Here is a 17,788-nt window from a genome sequence, read left to right on the forward strand (position 1 = left end):
GATCCTTACACTCTTACATAATACATATTTAAACTATTACTTTTTCACCGTTTCAACAACAGCATCGACCAACCCATAGTCTTTAGCTTCTTGTGCGGACATGAAGAAATCACGATCAGTATCTCTGGTGATCGCCTCTATATCCTGACCGGTGTCACTTGCCAAAAGCTTATTGAGATCTTCTTTTAAACGGTTAATTTCTCTTGCCTGAATGGTAATGTCCGCGGCAGAACCCTGCGCACCACCCCATGGCTGGTGTATCATAATACGCGCATGAGGAAGCGCATAACGCTTACCTTTTGTGCCGGCAGAGAGCAGTACTGCACCCATGCTTGCCGCCTGCCCCACACAGTATGTGGTCACCGGACATTTTAAAAAATGCATTGTATCGTATATTGCCAACCCTGCTGTGACAGATCCGCCAGGAGAATTAATGTAAACATTAATATCTTTATCCGGGTCTTCCATCTGTAAAAAAAGCATTTGAGCAACAACAAGGTTTGCAACCATGTCATCGATCGCGGTACCAAGGAATATGATCCTATCTTTCAATAATCGTGAATAGATATCATACGCACGTTCACTTCTACCGGTTGTTTCAATAACCATTGGTACGAGCATAATGCCTCCTCTTAACGTTATAATTATTTTTCTTTTACTTGTGCTTGTTCCCCAACGAAACGAATAACTTTATCTTCTCTAATCTTGTCTTTAAGGGTTTCAATTTTCCCATCTGAAACAAAATGTTTTTTTGCATCCATGTAGTTTTTACCCATACGTGCAGCAATTTCTTTTATTCGCTCATCAACATCCTGATCTGTTACACTGATATTTTCTGTTTCAGCCAAAACTTCAAGAACAAAGTAGAGTTTTACCTGACTTTCCGCTTTTTCTTTGAGCGATTCACGGAGCTTAGCTTCATCAGTCACTTCTGCTGCCTGATGCTGCTGATGCCGTTGCTTTTCGTCTTGAACAAGAAAATCAACTTGTTTTTCAACGAGTTCCGGCGGCACTTCGATCGACGTTTTCTTAACAAGGAATTCGCATATTTTGTTTTCCTTATCCATCCGCTTGATATCATCATTATAGCGGGACATCTCTTCACGTATCTTTGTCTTTAAATCATCTACTGAATTGATATCCATGCCAAGCTCTTTAACAAATTCATCGTTCAGTTCAGCAATCTTTTTAACTTTAATTTCTTTTACCGTCGTTTTAATAACCGCTTTTTTATTGCGATACTCTTCCTTCATATACTCTTTAGGTAAAGTAGTATCTATGTCTCTTGCCTCACCGATTTTAGCCCCAACAAGACCTTGAGCGAAGTTTGGATAAAAACCCTTCTCTTCAATAGGCCACAACAGATCTTTTGCGGAATCAATCGACGCACCATCAACAAATATTTCATAGTCAAGCTGTGCAAAATCCCCCATCTCGACACCACGATCACTGATCGGCTCAAAAGTTGCGTTACGTTCAAGCAGATTATTTACGGCACTATCAACATCTTTATCCTGCACATCCATTTTCTTAAGTTCAATATCAATACCCTTATATTTCGGCAGCTTAATCTCCGGACGTACCGTTACTTCCGCTTCAAAGGTAAGGGGGCTATCAGGCTTAAAATCTACTTTATTAATAGTAGGCTGTAATACAGGACGTAAATTATTTTCCTCAACAGCTTGAGAATAAGCAGATGGCAACAAACGTTTTAACACTTCTTGCTCAGCATCAGCCTTATAATGTTTTTTTACAACATCCATAGGAATCTTCCCTTTACGAAAACCGGGCATATTCGCTGAATTGCTTATTTCGCGATACACATCATTAAATACTTTCTGAACATCTTCCAGAGGAACTTCAACGCTCAGTATCTTTTTGTATTTTTTTACTTCTTTTATCTTCACATTCACAAAAATCACTCCTTTTCAATTATATAAGTTCAAATTTCTACATCTATCTATATAAAACCTGCATCAGGCGGACAGTAATAATATGCAAGAACCGTGTTAAAGTCAATATATTTGGGAATTATTTACCAATACGGGCTTCCGGTCGTCCCAGCACGTACAAAAGGGAGAAAAAAGAGCTTAAAATACTTTATAAAACACACATGTTGAGCATCTTAGGGCTTTACCCCCCTATTCTTCTACCCAGTAGCCAGAAAAACCTACCTCACCGGGAATAACACTATTGCGGAGAGACCCAACCTGAGAAAATATCATAGACTCATAATCATAAATATCGCCATATAAGACTCTAACACCCCTTGTTACACCGTCAGCATGCTTTGGGTACATGCCTTTTCCGTTAATAAGAAAACTATTTGAATAAAATGAAAACTGCGCTGTGTTACCTTTCAAGGTATTATGTCCTCGCGAAAAATCAGCACTGAGGACAAGCGCCTCTTTATCCGATATTAAAAGATATGTCCTTTTTGTAATAAAGTCAGCATAACTCATATTTTTGTTTTCGGGATACGTGGCACTAATACATGCAAAGGGAAGATCACCCCTTTTGGCAATAATATCCCGTGCAAGGAGCACTGCTTTATCAGAACCGATTATAGGGGTACATACCGCAGCAAGCACTTCATGAGAGGCTGTGTTGATATTAATCGGTGCACGATTACCCGCAAAACTGTTTATCCACGAATATACGGTAATATCATCAAAAAGTTTTCGTGAACCCCGATCAGGATCAACAACCTCAACATTATAAACACTCGGCGAGATCCCATCAATCAACAGCAATTCCTCAATATGCGTAATCGGCTTTTTATCCCGGTATGCAATAATGTTCTGAGCGCACTGTACTGCAATTTCTTGACTAACACCGTATTGCATAAAAAGCGATGTAATTAGCGCAAGCGGTGCAGTATTCAGATGCACCTTGCCTGATTCAGCTTCAATATGTATTGTATCAATACTCCCGCCCAAACAAACTGCAGGCAAACTAATATATGAAGCAGTACTCCACGGTTCCGTAATCGTATCAATTTCTACCGTAATCAATAAAAAGAGATGATCAACTAAAACTGACGCCTGGCCGCCTTTTTTCGTTATCTTGATGCGCACCTGATCAGGATTATAGAGTGTTTTCCACGATAAATATTTTTGTGATAACGATAGAAAATGAATATCTTCACCTTTTTTTGACCATCCGTCACCCATTTCAATGTCATTAGGAGCATCATGCCACACACGACCGCCATCTTTTGATATAGATACTGTGAGTAACGACCGATCAGTAGGTTTAGTCCGCACTGCACGCACCCCAACCTTTACATCATAGATGCGCGTCCCCAGATAACTACCCAAGCGAGGAAAATCATACACTTCAATAGAGCTTCCAGGGGTACTTAAAACTACATGCTCATCATTATTAGCGGAATATGAACTTACTGCACGTACCATATCGGGCATAGAACACTTCGTCGGATCAATCCCTACCCCAGACACATACCCATAATTATACGGGTTCTTTGTTTGTGGACGAGCACCAACATCGTCACGTATTGAACGCATACCGATATCTGCCGCTGACTCAGCAATAGACAATGCCTGTCTGGACGAATGAGAGAGGTTACTCAGCTTACTTTTCGCGGCAATAAGCGAGGCTAAAAACACAATAACAAAAATGAGTGATACCATGATAAAAAATGATATCAGCACACCTGCACCACGCCGCTCCATTATTTTTTTTCTATAATACCACGTCATACTATTTCCTTAGTGTTCGGGGACAAATCACTGTTTTTAAAGTAAGTGGATTTTTGCCGCTGACTTGCATCTCAATCCCTACAAATCTGAGATCAGTAGGATTTGGCGCTACACTCGGCTCACTGATCTCTTTACCATTACTGTCATAATAAGTGAAACGCCCTCCGGAAATACCTGAAACGAGAACACGTTTATTAAGATAAATAGCATTCTTATTAAAAGTAAATTCAACGAGCTTGTTATGAATATCTTTAAAGGTAAACATATCGCGTGAGGCATAATGCACATCTTTTAACGTAGCAACTTCCCTGATATCTTTTTCAATACGCGTTAATGCGTTGCGCAATGGAGAAAAAGTATTTTCCCGCTTAAGTGTCGCGATATAGCCATTAATACCGGCCGCTAACGCATAGATAATAATACTCCCGACAACGATAAGCGTTACCGACGTAATTAATGCCTCAATAACAGAAAAACCCTGTTTATCTCGCAGAAACTGCTGTTTCATACCTTTTAAATTCCTTATTATTTTCTTTTTGCTCTCACTGTTTCAAATACAACACTGCGAATTTTTTTATGAGAAACAGTAACGGTAACTTTTTTATACATTGTTTTTTCTTTTACCGGCCGAGTAAGATCTTGAGGTCCGTTAACATAACTTACCTTTTTGGACACGGACATTGTTCCATCAGACAAACGAACGTCCCGAGCGGGTTCTTGAACTATCTTGTCAAAGGGCTGAGCGACGACAAACTCTATCTCGGCTTGGGCCAGACTTGTAGCCTGCGCACGAATAATTGCATGAGAACCACTTCGTGCAATAGTTGCAACAAGGCCAAAGACAATAGCTATCGTAACAACAACAAGCACAGTAAACGTAGCTATACCAATGAAGGAAAAACCATTATGTTTATTCTTTGTTTTTTTATTTATCAAAACTTTGAGCTACCCTTCCCGTATCAGGACTAACAATGATCGAGACTGTACCGGACGCGTTTTCTAATGTTACCGATCCATTAGATGCAAGAGGAACATCCCGTTTATCCATTGGTACGCCTCGAGGTGAAAACCGAAGCTCATTACCACCATTAAAATTAATGTCTTTTATTTTAATCCCTTTGGTGCTTCCCGTATAAAAATCGACTTTAAACGGCTCATTCTTTTTAAAAGGGTCTTTAATGTCTACCACGAGGGCATCTTTCACGCGTTTAACGGTATATCCATGATGTTTTTTATCAAACTGCATGAGATAACAACTGTTTTTTTGCATGGCGTATTGCTGACAGATACGTATATCGGAAGCAAATCTGTTTGCAGCGCCTTTCAACTGCAATTTTCTGTAAGGAGATATTGAAAGTGCAATAATAACTACAAATACAGTAAGAACAATTAAGAGTATAAGCGCTTCTAATATGGTAAATCCGCTGTTATATTTTTTTATCATGTAAAATATACTTATTTAAATGTTCCGTCTTGATCGTTATATTTATACAATCTCTCTGTGGGTCCTCTATACAGAAACGGGCCGTCTTTGACCCATCCGTTTGACACCCCGTCTTTAACCAACACACGCGTAAAAAACTGATTCACTATCGAAGCATCACCGCTTTGAGCACCATCTAATGTACCCGGAAAAATACGGTTATGTCCTCTGGCGTAAAACGCAATGCCGTCACGCACATATCCCACATCATCACGTTCCTGGTTTTTTTGCGTCTGCAATACCACGTTAAAGTATACCGGTATAGCGCTTAATGCAAGCACAACCAAAAGCACTATTAACAGTATAAGTTGCACAATACTTAACCCGTCAGATCTCTTAATGGTATTCATACAAACACCCCTATTATAGTCATTCATGTGCGGTCCACCTATAATAACAAAATATAGAGTAAATAAAACATATTTTACGCAGATTTATTAGTACATTTTTGAATTAACAAATAATGGCAAATATGGTATAATGAACGCATATGAATAGAAGAAAATTCCTTAAATTACTTTCTTTAACAGGAGTCGGCACCTACCTTTTTGGCAGCGGCTCTTTGAAGAACATGTCTGTGCAATCACTCTTTGCTGAAAAGACCCCGCCATACGATATCGCACTTGTTAAAAATTCTGATATACCAAAAAATGTAAAAACCGCTATCGACCTCGTGGGAGGCATTAACCGTTTTATAACTAAAGGTGATATCGTAATGATAAAGCCAAACCTTGGATGGGCACGCACACCGGAACAAGCGGCAAACACAAACCCGACAGTCTTAAGAACGATCATAGAACTCTGCTTTCAAGCAGGAGCTAAAAAAGTAAGGATCACTGATAACACCTGTAACGATCCAAGAAAAACATTCGCTTTATCCGGCGCTCACCAGGTTGCAAAAGAAACAGGCGCGGAACTTTTCTACTCTGAGAAATGGGAATTCAAAGAAATGAACATCAACGGCAACGTAATAAAAGATTGGCCGGTTAACAGAGAGATTATCAGTGCCGATAAAATCATCAATGTCCCGATTGCAAAAAATCACGCCCTTGCAAAACTCACTCTTGGCATGAAAAACTGGTTTGGCGCGGTTGGCGGAGCGAGAAACCAGCTCCATCAGGATATTAATGAAACAATCTCTGATCTGGCATGTTATTTCAAGCCGACACTGACGATTATTGATGCGATACGCATACTTGTCCGTAACGGCCCCACAGGCGGAAACTTGAATGATGTTGTTGTAAAAGATACCATCATAGCGTCAACCGACCCTGTTGCAGCAGACAGCTTAGCCGCAACACTGTTTAGCATGAAAGGCTCTGACCTGGGCTATATTGTTAACGCAGAAAAAAGAGGCCTGGGAACTATGGACTACAATAAACTAAGATATAAAGAACTCATTCATACGGTAACATAATATACATTATGATCCATTTAAGACGCATATCACAACTCGTGTTTTTTATAGTATTTCTGGCACTCTTCTTTTTAGCTGAAGATAAATCAGGAATGAACACGCTTGATGAAAACATAAACTTCTTTTTTTATATTGATCCATTGATCGGCCTTGCAAATATTCTCGCGACACATAAGATTGTTTTTGCTACCCTACTATCACTTATCACCGTTATTGCGACCTTATTCTTCGGCAGAGTTTTCTGCGGCTGGGTATGTCCTTTTGGCGCATTAAACCAATTTGTCGGATACCTTAAAAAACGAAAACTGAAAAAACCAGCGCCTGACATCTATTCACCGATACAAAAAATTAAATATCTAATACTCATATTTTTTCTTGCCGGTACAATTTTTTCAGTAAACCAGATAGGGTTACTTGACCCGTTTTCATTTTTTGGACGTTCATTCACCTTAGGAGTTATACCAATCGTACAGTTCGTCACTACCCGCTTTTTCGATCTTTTGTTCGCGATTAACAATGATAGTGTGACAAATCTCGCAGGAAACACCCTGTACGTAATAAAAAATAACGTCTTTTACTTTTTTACGCCCCATTTTTCTTACACATTACTTCTAACAATTATCTTTTTAGCAATAGTATTCCTTAATCTTTACCGTTCACGATACTGGTGCAGAGTCATCTGTCCGCTTGGCGCACTGTTAGGGCTCATATCACACATTTCTTTTCTCCGCCTAAAAATGAATGACAAATGCACACATTGCGCCTCATGCACACATCACTGTGAAGGGGCATGCAATCCGCATATAAAAGACGGATGGATCGCAAGCGAATGCGTTATGTGTCTGAACTGCACCACTGAATGCCCGGAAAAAGCACTCTCTTTTGTAATGGGAAAAAGAAAGGCAACAGAACCAGCACTCGATATCAGCAGAAGACGGATTATTTCAAGCGGATTACTGGGGATTCTTTCAGTCCCTCTTTTAAGACAACAATTTTGGGCAAAAAGAGTAAACCCGAAGCTCATTCGACCACCCGGAGCAATTCCCGAACCGAACTTTTTAGCTGCATGCATCAAATGCGGTAATTGCATGAGAGCATGCCCGACAAATTTTCTCCAGCCGACACTGCTTGAAGCAGGTGTTGAAGGGATGTTCTCACCTACTGGTGTTGGACAAAAAGGATATTGTGAATACAACTGTACCGTGTGCGGCCAAGCATGCCCGACAAAGGCAATTACCGAGTTATCTCTTACAAAAAAACAAACGGTAAAGATCGGTACCGCATGCATTGATAAGTCACGCTGTCTTACCTACGCATATAACAAACCATGCATTGTTTGTGAGGAACACTGCCCCACACCGATAAAAGCGATCTGGACTGAAAAAGTGGAGATAAAAGACAGAAACGGAAAAACGATATTAATCGCTCAACCGCATGTTGACCCGGCACTATGCATTGGATGTTCGATATGTGAAAATGTCTGTCCGGTATTGGATAAACCGGCAATATATGTAACGAGCATTGGAGAAGTACGATCAAAGACAAACCGTCTGCTGCTCTAATGAAAATGTAAAGGTTGAAAACCTTTACTCAGGAATAATATCTTTTAAGAGCGTCCGCTGAGGCCCTACTAATGTATCACCGACTGCACCGCATAGATATGTATCTTTTTTCACAATGATATATTCTTTATTAAAGCGATCGCCATAATAAAAACTTATCTCACCAAACCCTTTGAGCTCCTCATATCGTTTATCTTTATCTTTTGAAACAAAATCACGATACTTGCGAAAAGCGGCAAGTGCCGCTTCGGAGCTCTTGTATTCAGATATAAACATACGCACTTCATTGTCATCACCAAAAGAATATTGCGCGCTATATGTATTATTAATAAACCCGTGCCCAAGAAAACCTTTAGGGAAAAACATTGTTGAGCCGGGTATGATACCCTCTTTATTGAGCCGTAATGCACGCATAGGTAAAGACGTATCACTGGGCATCTTTTTATCTATTGCTTCAGCAAAGGCAAGCAAGACTTTCTTAAGATCTTGAACTCCTGCTAAGGCAAATACCTTTATATAGTATGGTCCTTTCCAGAAATTAAGAATATAGGCGCTCATATACCCCTGGGCACCCACAGCCACTTTTGTTGCAGTACCGTCTTTTTCAGCAGTATATATACCTAACGCATGGTCCTTATCCCCCATATCATATATATCAACAGAGACAATACCTTTATCCCCTTTTTTCTCATAGTCAGCGCTCACCATTATGACAAAACCGTAATCAAGGTACATTTCTGCCTGACCATTAATATGGAGATACAGATTCTGGGCATCAAAATGAGTTACATCTCCATTGAGATTCCAGCCGTGCAGATTTCCTCCCATGGGAACAAGTCTCTGTATTTCTATCGACTCATCAGTCTGGGAAAACGCAACACCTGAACTAAAGATAATCATACATGCTATAGCTAAGACCCGTTTCATGTAAACACCCTACTTTCTGCCGCTTTTTCATTGATGTATTAATGACAACTGTAGAGCAAGGCTTCAGCCTTGCATACTCGCAGGGCTAAAGCCCTGCACAGCTGTATCTTATTCCTCAGGAACATTCCCAATGCTTTTATCAGCAATACCGACAAGTGTTGCATCACCTGAAACACTCATAAGATTAATCATATGTTCTACAAATTCAGGAGAATATTCAGCACCATTCTTGTAGGCATCCCACAATTTCTCAAGAAGCGTGACTGCCTTAGCCCTCAGATCTTCCTCACCGGAGGCAATAAAACGCTCTGCAACAACAAGAGTAACTTCCGGCTCTTGTAAGGATATTGCTTCTTCATACACATCACTAATAATTTCATCCGCACTTTTTTTCAAAACCGGATCATTTACCGCAATGAGCCGCGAAACAATATCAAGGCGCATTAAAGAATCATCATCTTTAATGGCATCAAGGCACGTTAAAATCCCCATCTGTGCACTTTCCTGAAGCTCAGTATCGTTACTTGCCGAAAGCATATCTAATCCATCATTGATAGCCTGCTGCCCATATTCTTTTTTATTCACCAACTCGCCATATGCTTGGCACCATATTTTTTTACCGTTTACCTGTGCATTTTTATTTCCTTCAATGCGTAAAAGATTCTTGCCGACCTGCATAGCATCAATGAAATTACCTTCAGCGATAAGTTTCTTGCCACTATTGGTATATCCTTTTAATCCCACTGTTTTCAATAGCGGTGATTCGCTACCAAGAAACATCCATGACACATACTGCACCATTGTAGGTACTTCTTTTTGTTCGGCCTCCGCAATGATCTTGGGCGCCTCTTTTTCAAGAACCGGATGTGCGTCCGTTCCCAATTCAGTAACTTTTTGCAAAAGCATCATTTTCTTCTCAACACCTATCGTATCCCTCAAAAGAAGGTCCTCGTAGAGGTCAAGAGCAAAAAGACGGGTGTTTTTATCATTGTTTAATGCACAGTAATCGGCGATGAGTTCAATATCATGTGGATTTTTGTCTTTTTGAGCTTGAGCTGCACGGGCACGCCACAGATTCAGGAAACGTTCTTTCACTGCTTTATCATCACTGTGCGCAAGACGCACACTTGCATCAATAATGGTTTTAAGCGGCTTATTTTCATTAATCAGTGTATTTAAATAACTAAAGTTTGCACCAATAGCATTAGCGGGCGTTATATCATAGGCAACATCAAGGAATCTGACAGTTGCATTATCATTACGTGCCTGGAGGGCATTTTGAAGAAGCTCACTTATTTCTTTTCTTGTAAACAGATTGAATCCAAAACTTTCATACTCAAGTGCTATATCTATACGTTTTTTTGGATCCTCTTCGCAAGCCATACAATTTTCAAAACCACCCCGAGCACCATCGAAATCAGCATTATAAAACAATTTACTCGATAAACGAATAAGCTGATCCATATCGTTTTTTTCCTGAGCAGCTTTCATAAGATATCGCATCCCTTTCAGCCACGAACCTCTAGCATCAGGAAGCATCTCAAGCTTATCAACCATACGGATAACCATATCACTGTTATCTGACTGGATAGCATCACTCAAGACTTTGTCGTAAACAATACTCGCGGAAGGATTCAGCATTTCGTCAAGTTTATCTGCAAACAGTTCCTGGTCATAAATATTCCCGGCACTATCAGCTATAACGATAAATGCGCTGTTCGATAAATCCTTTAAACCGTATAAACGTATGGCATTAGCCTGCTTCACCGCTGTATCCACAGCCGCATGCTCTATGGCTTTATTGAGTACTGTGCATGTTTTAAGCACTTCCCGTTTTTCTTCCTCACTCAGGGGATATCCACCCAGATCGTTCATCGTAATCAGCTTTGGAAACCCTTGTAACAGCACAGGAGACAATGGCTGCGGCGCCGTAGATACTGCTTTCTGAGAAGCTTCCTCAGAAACTTTCTTCAGATCATATTGTTCAGAAGTTTCTCTTTTCAGGAGATATGCGCTGAGCACACATATTAAGAGAACAAGCACTGCTATAAGAACAATATATATATTTCGTTTCATACAAATTAGTCCCTTCCATACTACTATACCAATACCAATTTAAATATATTTTAACAAACAAAATCTAGATAATTTTCAGTATTGATCAATGTATATAAAGCCTTTTCATAAGCACTTTTCCATTTAGTCGGCACTTTTACTTTTTTATCACCATATTCTATCTCATATACATACAATTTTCCACATCTTCTTGCACCATAAATAACTATAACTTTATTCGGAATGGCTTGCACCCAGACCTGTCGGGGTCTATTTCTACCCGCAAATTGATTTCCATAGAATTGTGCCTTGTGGGTAGAAGTAGCTCCGATAACTCGGAGGCATGTCATGGATTGTTTATCTTTTCGCGCCCCTGCGCGCCCGCTGTCGCTTCAATAGCGGGTTACAATGGCGCGCTTCCACCCTAACAGGAAGGAATATGGTTTAAAGGAAAAGAAAAGGTATGTCTATGGAAAAGTATGGAGCAAAAATAATCTCCTTTAAGGATTTAGCAGATAAAATAGGAATGAATTATGCTGCACTTTCTACTCCTTTTTTTGATTCACTGTATGAATTTATATCTACCGTCCGTGCCGGCAGCAACTTTTCGGCTTCGGGTGTTAAAACAACAGGTTTTTCTTCCTCAGCTTTGGCAACTTTTGCCGCCAATACGATTACTGCTGTTACTTTGTCTCTGGCACCGGCAGTTTTTGAGACAAACTTGCCATTAACCCGTTTTATGACATCTGGTCCATTTGCTAATAAGAATAATTCCTGTATAGGGTCATTTCTTTTACTGCTTTCTTTTGCAACTATGGCCTGTACTTCTTCTATGGTATAACCAATTTCTTTTCCTTTATCTCCTGTTAGGTTAATCATTACAATATTGCCTCTTTTGGTAATACCTATTAGATTATGAGGATAACGTGACTTTATGAGACGCACATTCAAAAAACGATTATCAACAATACTATACTCTCCTTCTTTTAAAGGTCCTTTTCCTTCCTTTTCCCAATAACCACGATGTTCGGCCTCAAGTCCATACTCCTTAATTTGCTCGAGGGTGTAGCCGTCGTTAAAATATGGCTGTAAATCAATATTTTCTAAAAGACCATCATTATTCAATACATCCAATAATTTTTTTCTGTCTACAGGATGATCTTTTTTAGGCAGCGATAAGAAGAGTTCCGTCCAACCAATCCCGTCCTTCCAGGCCTTATCCTGAACAATTTGCGGAAACAGGTACAAGTGAAACATATCATCAAACTGGTTATATATCTCTTCCCATGAAACGGGTTTACCTTTATGTATCAATCTCTCTCCAAAAAATGCCAGTTCAATATTTCCGGCCTGATCGCCTTCTAAACCTTTTATATATACTTTAACCTCATTAGTTGTTTTTTCTTTTTCAAATGTAACATCTTCAGATGTAATACCTTTTTCTTTATCTTTCCACCTGACAATCATTGTATATTTTTGCTCGGGAGCAAAAACAGGTTCGCCTGCCCGATGAAATATTTTTCTATCCTTAAAAACAACAAACATTGCATTAAACAAATAATTGCCATAAGAATATGTTGATACTTGATCATATTTACTATCCTCTTCTATTGGTGTTACAGTTTCTGCAATATCCAAAACAGGTCTGGGAGCATCTGTTCTTTCAATGCCATCAATAAACACCTTTGCAGGTACTTCTGTGCGGTCTGATACAAAACGTTCTGACATCTCTTCGTTACAAACTATAATCAAATCATTCAGCATAGGATAAAAAATATCCCAAACGATCGGATATACTTCCAGATCAGGACGACTGCCTTTAAGTCTTGTCCACTTAACAACATCGTCATCTGACATCTTGACCATTTGATCTATCGCATGTAAGACTGCGAGACTTTCATCTTTAATCCCCGGGTGATCTTTCCTGTATTGCCTTATATAATTCTCATAAACAGGAACAAGAACCTCTTCAGCCGCTGCTATTGCCTCAGGTGTATTAGACACCTTAAATATCTTTTCTACAATTAAATCGCGTCTGCATGTATTCTTTACTGTGGTTGCTTTGTTAACAAGTGCAGCAATAAATTCTAGGTCTTCTTTTAAAAAAGCACCTAAAGCAACCTCAACAACAACATTGTCAAAATCCTTATCAATGCGTTTTTCCAGCTCAGATTGACCAATTTTATCCAAATGTAAAAGACCTAAAATAGATTTTGGAATATCATTATAAGTAAATAACCCGTATTTCAAACCAAACATAATATCTTCAACAGCGCCTTCAACACTCTCACATGCAATAGCAATTTTTGCCTCATCAGATATTTTAGCTTTTGTGTTTATATCAAAATTCAATAGATCAATCTTTAATGCTTCTGACAATGAGAACCCATCTTGTTCCAATAAATCAATATTATGCTGTTTTGCATTGTAACCTGCTTCTTTTTGCTTTTTTCCCAAGCTTCCCAAATTCATAAAATGGCGAAAAGGTAAAGCAGCATAATCATGTGTTAGTCCTATAAATTCAGCTAACTCAGGTTTTGCTCCAAAACGTTCAGCTATTGTGCGAGATACCTTAGCAACTCTCAAGTCATGCCCTTTTACTGCTAAACTTGTAACGTGTTTTCTTTCCATGTCGGGACCTATACCTGTAAAACCTAAAACCTGACCCAATCTTTTAAAATTGGGCATATTTTTCAATTTATTTATATCTTCAAATGTTATTTTTTCCAAACCAGCAAATTTTGCTTCTTCTTCCTCAGCTTTGGTAGGTTTAGCCATTTTGACTTTTCCCTTAGTAAAATAAGCAGGCTCTACGATATTATTTATGCCATTCACAAAACTCTTACGGATTTTGGCAATTTGAGCAGGTTCACGCTCCTTTGATTTAATCCATACATAATGAGGGCCTACATTTGGCAAATTTAATGGTGTTTTATTTGCAAGTGGTAAATTTAATTCGGATAGTTCACGGAAATCAGCAGTAATATCATGACATAAAAATAAACCATTTTCATCCAATGGCAATAGGCAAGCATTTATAAACTCTTGAGTAAACAGATCGAGTTGAACCCCAAAACCAAAGCAAATATCATAACCGTCTTTTGTCTCTCCTATCTTATCAGGTGTATATTTAGTAAAATCTTCGCGGTATAAAATAATTTTTCTCGGTTTGTTTTTTGATTCGCCTTCAAAATTAAAGCTGAAGATTAACTTGCCGCCGTTTCCGAGAGTGCCTGCTTCGTCAATTGCTATGTTTTTTCCACCCAGGTTTTTAATTTTTGACCCGTATATTTCTATAATGTCCTCTTTGGTTAGGTATTCCAGAGGATCAACGCCTACTATAGTTTGAGCATTAGTACCTAAAAGAACCCTCTCAATATCTTCTCCTATGCCGGGATAGTAGACCGTATTTATATCTTTAGTTTTAAGTTCTTCGACTGTGGCTTTGATAAGATCTATTAGTTGTTCTCTTTCGATTTCCATCTCTTCAGATGTTAGTTTCGTGTGCGGATCTGCTTCGGCTGTTAATGAATCTTCAACTTTGGCGCGGGGTAATTCTCTGTAACCGCAGGCAATCCCATTGTCATCAATAATGACCATTGCAACGGAATTCTCATTTTTCATTTTTTTCAAATAATCCTTAGTGGTATCTATATCCAGACTGGTTAAAAAATCCCTTACCATAGAGACCTTGATTTCATCCTTATCTCTTGACCAAGATCTAAAGGCTTCTTTCAGGATAGGTATATTTTCTTGATTGCATACGATTACACGTAGTTTGTGAACATTTCCGCCGGCATCTTTGCTGTCCATGACGGAATCCAGTGGATCTGAAACACGTTTTAGTTTGCCTCTTTCATATTTAACAAAGTGATACTGGCGCCCGATAGCAAATTCAAAACCATGCTTGCATTCAAACCAGCAGATATTAGGTAATTTTTCCTTAAGTTTTCTCTGTATTCCCTCAAGCCTTTTGGCTGTCAGCCGCTTACCACCCAATTCATCCAAATAGCCATTAATAGCAGTTAATACAAATCCGTATTGAATCTCTATCTGATCATCCAAATCCTGAACCTTTGAAGAAGGAGCAAGTTTATTTCTTTCGATCTGCAGTCTATGGTTCCCGAATGGAGAATCCCACTGGGGTTTTGCTTCGGGATCCCGAAGATATTCTACTTTGGACACATCATTCGGGACTGTAGTCTGTGGACTGTAGTCTGGGATTGCCCAGGCAATATTCTGGCATAGAAAAGATATCATTACCGCGAGGGCGATAACCTTTATGAACAACTTTTTACTTGTTACTTTACTTTTCATTCTTTCCTCAAAATCCATTTCATTTAGGGAAAACACAACGTACCTCCGTGGTATCTAAACCTTTTAGTTTTTAGACCCTTCCTTAATAATGCACAGGAAGGTTTAGCCTTTAGGGTTAGACACAAAAACATTTTCTTTTCTGGCATTCTCGCAAGAAAAATTTCCTTTTTATAAAAATAATATCAGGACATAGGATAAAAATATAAAAACTAATATAAATATCCTACTCCTAACACATTACTTATCATTATTGATATTATAAACTATAAAATCTGTTTTGTCAATAGGGATATTGCTAAGTATCTGCGTAGCAGTAGGATAAAAAAACAAATACTAAGAAAATTGGAAAAAACTTCAATCTGAAAGAATCCGAGAAACATCACGCGTAGAAAGAGAATTGAATGAGTTAAAACAAATGGACACAAGAGTATTCGAACTCATGGTAAAAGGCACTATCAGCGAAGAAGTATACAAACAAAAAGTTGGTGGAATCAAGAATCAAATTTTTGTCAAAAGATCGAACTTAATGAAAACAACATAGAGAGAAACGATATTGAAGCTTGCCTAAATTACTGTGCACAATTCTTATCTAATATGGCAAAACTTTGGGAAGGTTCAGATTTAAATCAAAAACAACGATTGCAAACGGTAATATTTCCCGAGGGCGTAAAATACGACGGAAAAGCTTATCGAACTCCCGTAACCGCCCGAATATTCAAGCAGTTACATGCGAATAACTCCCCTGAATCACATTTGGTAGCCCCAACGGATAGCAGTTTGAACTCTGTAATAACAGATTTAATGAATATATATAAGCTTAAAGATTTACTACCAGACATCTAACATGTTGATTATTAAGTTTTTTTTAAATGCTTTTTTCTCCGAACTCCAAACTAAATGACATAGCGTATAGCGGACAGCGTATAGTTAAAAATATTTCTTTCCTAAACGCTATACGCTAAAAAGAACGCTCTACGCTGTAAATATCCCGACTCCGAACTAAATAAATAGGTATGACCCCACTAGTGTCCGGTTAAAAATATATCATTTTTCATAGTTCTTTGAAATATATATAGTTATAGAACAAATATCATTTTTCGATTTGAATGATGTTGTATACTTTGGTCATAATTAGAAAGAGATGACCAATGAATTCCGGGAAAATGGTATTTTCACAGATCATGGATTTTTTACCGATTTACGAATTTAAAAAATGCGTTAAACGTTATCAAGGTAATTACAAAGTAAGAAATTTTTCATGTTTAGATCAATTTATTTGCATGGCTTTTGCTCAATTAACGTTCCGTGAAAGTTTACGTGACATTGAAGCATGTTTGCGTTCTATGAAAAATAAACTTTATCACATAGGTATTCGCGGTAATGTTTCTCGCAGCACATTAGCAGATGCAAATAACACTAGAGATTGTCTTATTTATGCCGATTTTGCTCAAGTATTAATTCATAGAGCTAGATGTTTATACTCAAAAGACGATCTTAGTATTAATCTTAAAGAAACTGTTTATGCCTTAGATTCAACTACTATTGAACTATGCTTATCCCTTTTTCCATGGGCAAGCTATTGCAAAAAACAAGCTGGTATTAAGTTAAATACATTACTAGACCTTAGAGGATCTATACCATCTGTTGTCGATATTACAAGCGTTAAAAATCATGATGTAAATTTTATTGATTTTTTAATTCCGGAACCAGGATCTTTCTATATCATGGATAGAGCATATCTCTCTTTTAAACGTCTTTATTCTTTAAATCAAGCTCATTCATTTTTTGTAGTTCGATCAAAAAAGAATATTCATTATAAAAGGCTTTATTCCCATAATGTTGATAGATCAACTGGATTACGATGTGATCAAACAATAGTTCTAACAGGTAAATACTCTACAAATGATTATCCAGACAAACTCAGAAAAATCGTTTTTTATGATAAAGATAACAACAATCGTTTAACTTTTTTTACAAATAACTTTATGCTTTCAGCTCAAACTATCGCGGATCTTTACAAGCAACGTTGGAAAATTGAATTATTTTTTAAATGGATTAAGCAGCATTTAAGAATTAAAAAGTTCTTTGGTATTTCAAAAAACGCAGTTAAAACACAAATCTGGATTGCTATATCAGTTTATGTTTTAATAGCAATTATAAAAAAACAGCTTAAATTAGGTAACTACTCAGGTACCCTGTATAGTGTTGCCATAAAGGGTTTGCCGGCGATGGCGTTGGAGAGAACTCCAATGGGATTGACAGAGTTCTTTTTTGCAGTTGATATATAGCTGCGGATACGGCAAAA

At 38.2% G+C, this 17,788-nt stretch carries 13 protein-coding genes and 1 pseudogene; 3 read left to right on the top strand and 11 right to left on the bottom strand.

The features are described from left to right. Positions 1 to 36: 36 nt before the first annotated feature. From clpP to P9M13_05175, 7 genes are all read right to left on the bottom strand, one after another. The gene (gene clpP, locus P9M13_05145) at positions 37 to 621 is read right to left on the bottom strand and encodes an ATP-dependent Clp endopeptidase proteolytic subunit ClpP (GenBank protein ID MDP8262671.1); all 585 of its coding nucleotides are present in this window, start codon (positions 619 to 621) and stop codon (positions 37 to 39) included. 23 nt (positions 622 to 644) lie between these two features. Beyond that, complete coding sequence (gene tig / locus P9M13_05150) at positions 645 to 1,913, bottom strand: trigger factor (GenBank protein MDP8262672.1); 1,269 nt, start codon at positions 1,911 to 1,913, stop codon at positions 645 to 647. 228 nt (positions 1,914 to 2,141) lie between these two features. Next, positions 2,142 to 3,722, bottom strand: coding sequence for a type II secretion system protein GspK (locus P9M13_05155; protein MDP8262673.1), 1,581 nt, complete (start codon positions 3,720 to 3,722; stop codon positions 2,142 to 2,144). A gap of 1 nt (position 3,723) precedes the next feature. Further along, positions 3,724 to 4,230: a hypothetical protein gene (locus P9M13_05160; GenBank protein MDP8262674.1), complete on the bottom strand. Its 507-nt coding sequence runs from the start codon at positions 4,228 to 4,230 to the stop codon at positions 3,724 to 3,726. Between the two features lie 17 nt (positions 4,231 to 4,247). Next, complete coding sequence (locus P9M13_05165; protein ID MDP8262675.1) at positions 4,248 to 4,658, bottom strand: hypothetical protein; 411 nt, start codon at positions 4,656 to 4,658, stop codon at positions 4,248 to 4,250. Continuing rightward, on the bottom strand, positions 4,648 to 5,166 hold the full coding sequence (locus tag P9M13_05170; GenBank protein MDP8262676.1) for a GspH/FimT family protein: 519 nt from the start codon (positions 5,164 to 5,166) through the stop codon (positions 4,648 to 4,650). Before P9M13_05170 ends, P9M13_05165 begins: the two co-directional genes overlap by 11 nt. Before the next feature lie 11 nt (positions 5,167 to 5,177). Continuing rightward, the gene (locus P9M13_05175; GenBank protein MDP8262677.1) at positions 5,178 to 5,555 is read right to left on the bottom strand and encodes a hypothetical protein; all 378 of its coding nucleotides are present in this window, start codon (positions 5,553 to 5,555) and stop codon (positions 5,178 to 5,180) included. Positions 5,556 to 5,695: 140 nt separating this feature from the next. Between P9M13_05175 and P9M13_05180 the strand changes: the two genes are divergently transcribed. Then, positions 5,696 to 6,622 (top strand): DUF362 domain-containing protein, encoded by a 927-nt coding sequence (locus P9M13_05180; protein MDP8262678.1) that lies wholly within the window; start codon positions 5,696 to 5,698, stop codon positions 6,620 to 6,622. Between the two features lie 8 nt (positions 6,623 to 6,630). Then, positions 6,631 to 8,184, top strand: coding sequence for a 4Fe-4S binding protein (locus P9M13_05185; protein ID MDP8262679.1), 1,554 nt, complete (start codon positions 6,631 to 6,633; stop codon positions 8,182 to 8,184). Positions 8,185 to 8,208: 24 nt separating this feature from the next. On the opposite strand, the gene P9M13_05190 is transcribed toward P9M13_05185, so the two are convergent. The 4 genes from P9M13_05190 to P9M13_05205 all read right to left on the bottom strand — a co-directional run bounded on the left by P9M13_05190 (position 8,209) and on the right by P9M13_05205 (position 15,231). After that, positions 8,209 to 9,111, bottom strand: a complete 903-nt coding sequence (locus P9M13_05190) for a hypothetical protein (GenBank protein ID MDP8262680.1) — start codon at positions 9,109 to 9,111, stop codon at positions 8,209 to 8,211. A gap of 108 nt (positions 9,112 to 9,219) precedes the next feature. Beyond that, entirely contained in the window at positions 9,220 to 11,187 is a 1,968-nt protein-coding gene (locus tag P9M13_05195) for a hypothetical protein (GenBank protein MDP8262681.1), read from the bottom strand. Positions 11,188 to 11,237: 50 nt separating this feature from the next. Continuing rightward, complete coding sequence (locus P9M13_05200) at positions 11,238 to 11,516, bottom strand: hypothetical protein (protein MDP8262682.1); 279 nt, start codon at positions 11,514 to 11,516, stop codon at positions 11,238 to 11,240. A gap of 181 nt (positions 11,517 to 11,697) precedes the next feature. Beyond that, the gene (locus tag P9M13_05205) at positions 11,698 to 15,231 is read right to left on the bottom strand and encodes an HD domain-containing protein (protein ID MDP8262683.1); all 3,534 of its coding nucleotides are present in this window, start codon (positions 15,229 to 15,231) and stop codon (positions 11,698 to 11,700) included. Positions 15,232 to 16,631: 1,400 nt separating this feature from the next. Here P9M13_05205 and P9M13_05210 point away from each other — a divergent pair. Then, positions 16,632 to 17,654, top strand: a pseudogene (locus tag P9M13_05210) (IS4 family transposase). Positions 17,655 to 17,788 lie beyond the last annotated feature (134 nt).

Origin of the sequence: Candidatus Ancaeobacter aquaticus, from assembly GCA_030765405.1 — a bacterium.
In the GTDB taxonomy this organism is placed as follows: Bacteria; Auribacterota; Ancaeobacteria; order Ancaeobacterales; family Ancaeobacteraceae; genus Ancaeobacter; species Ancaeobacter aquaticus.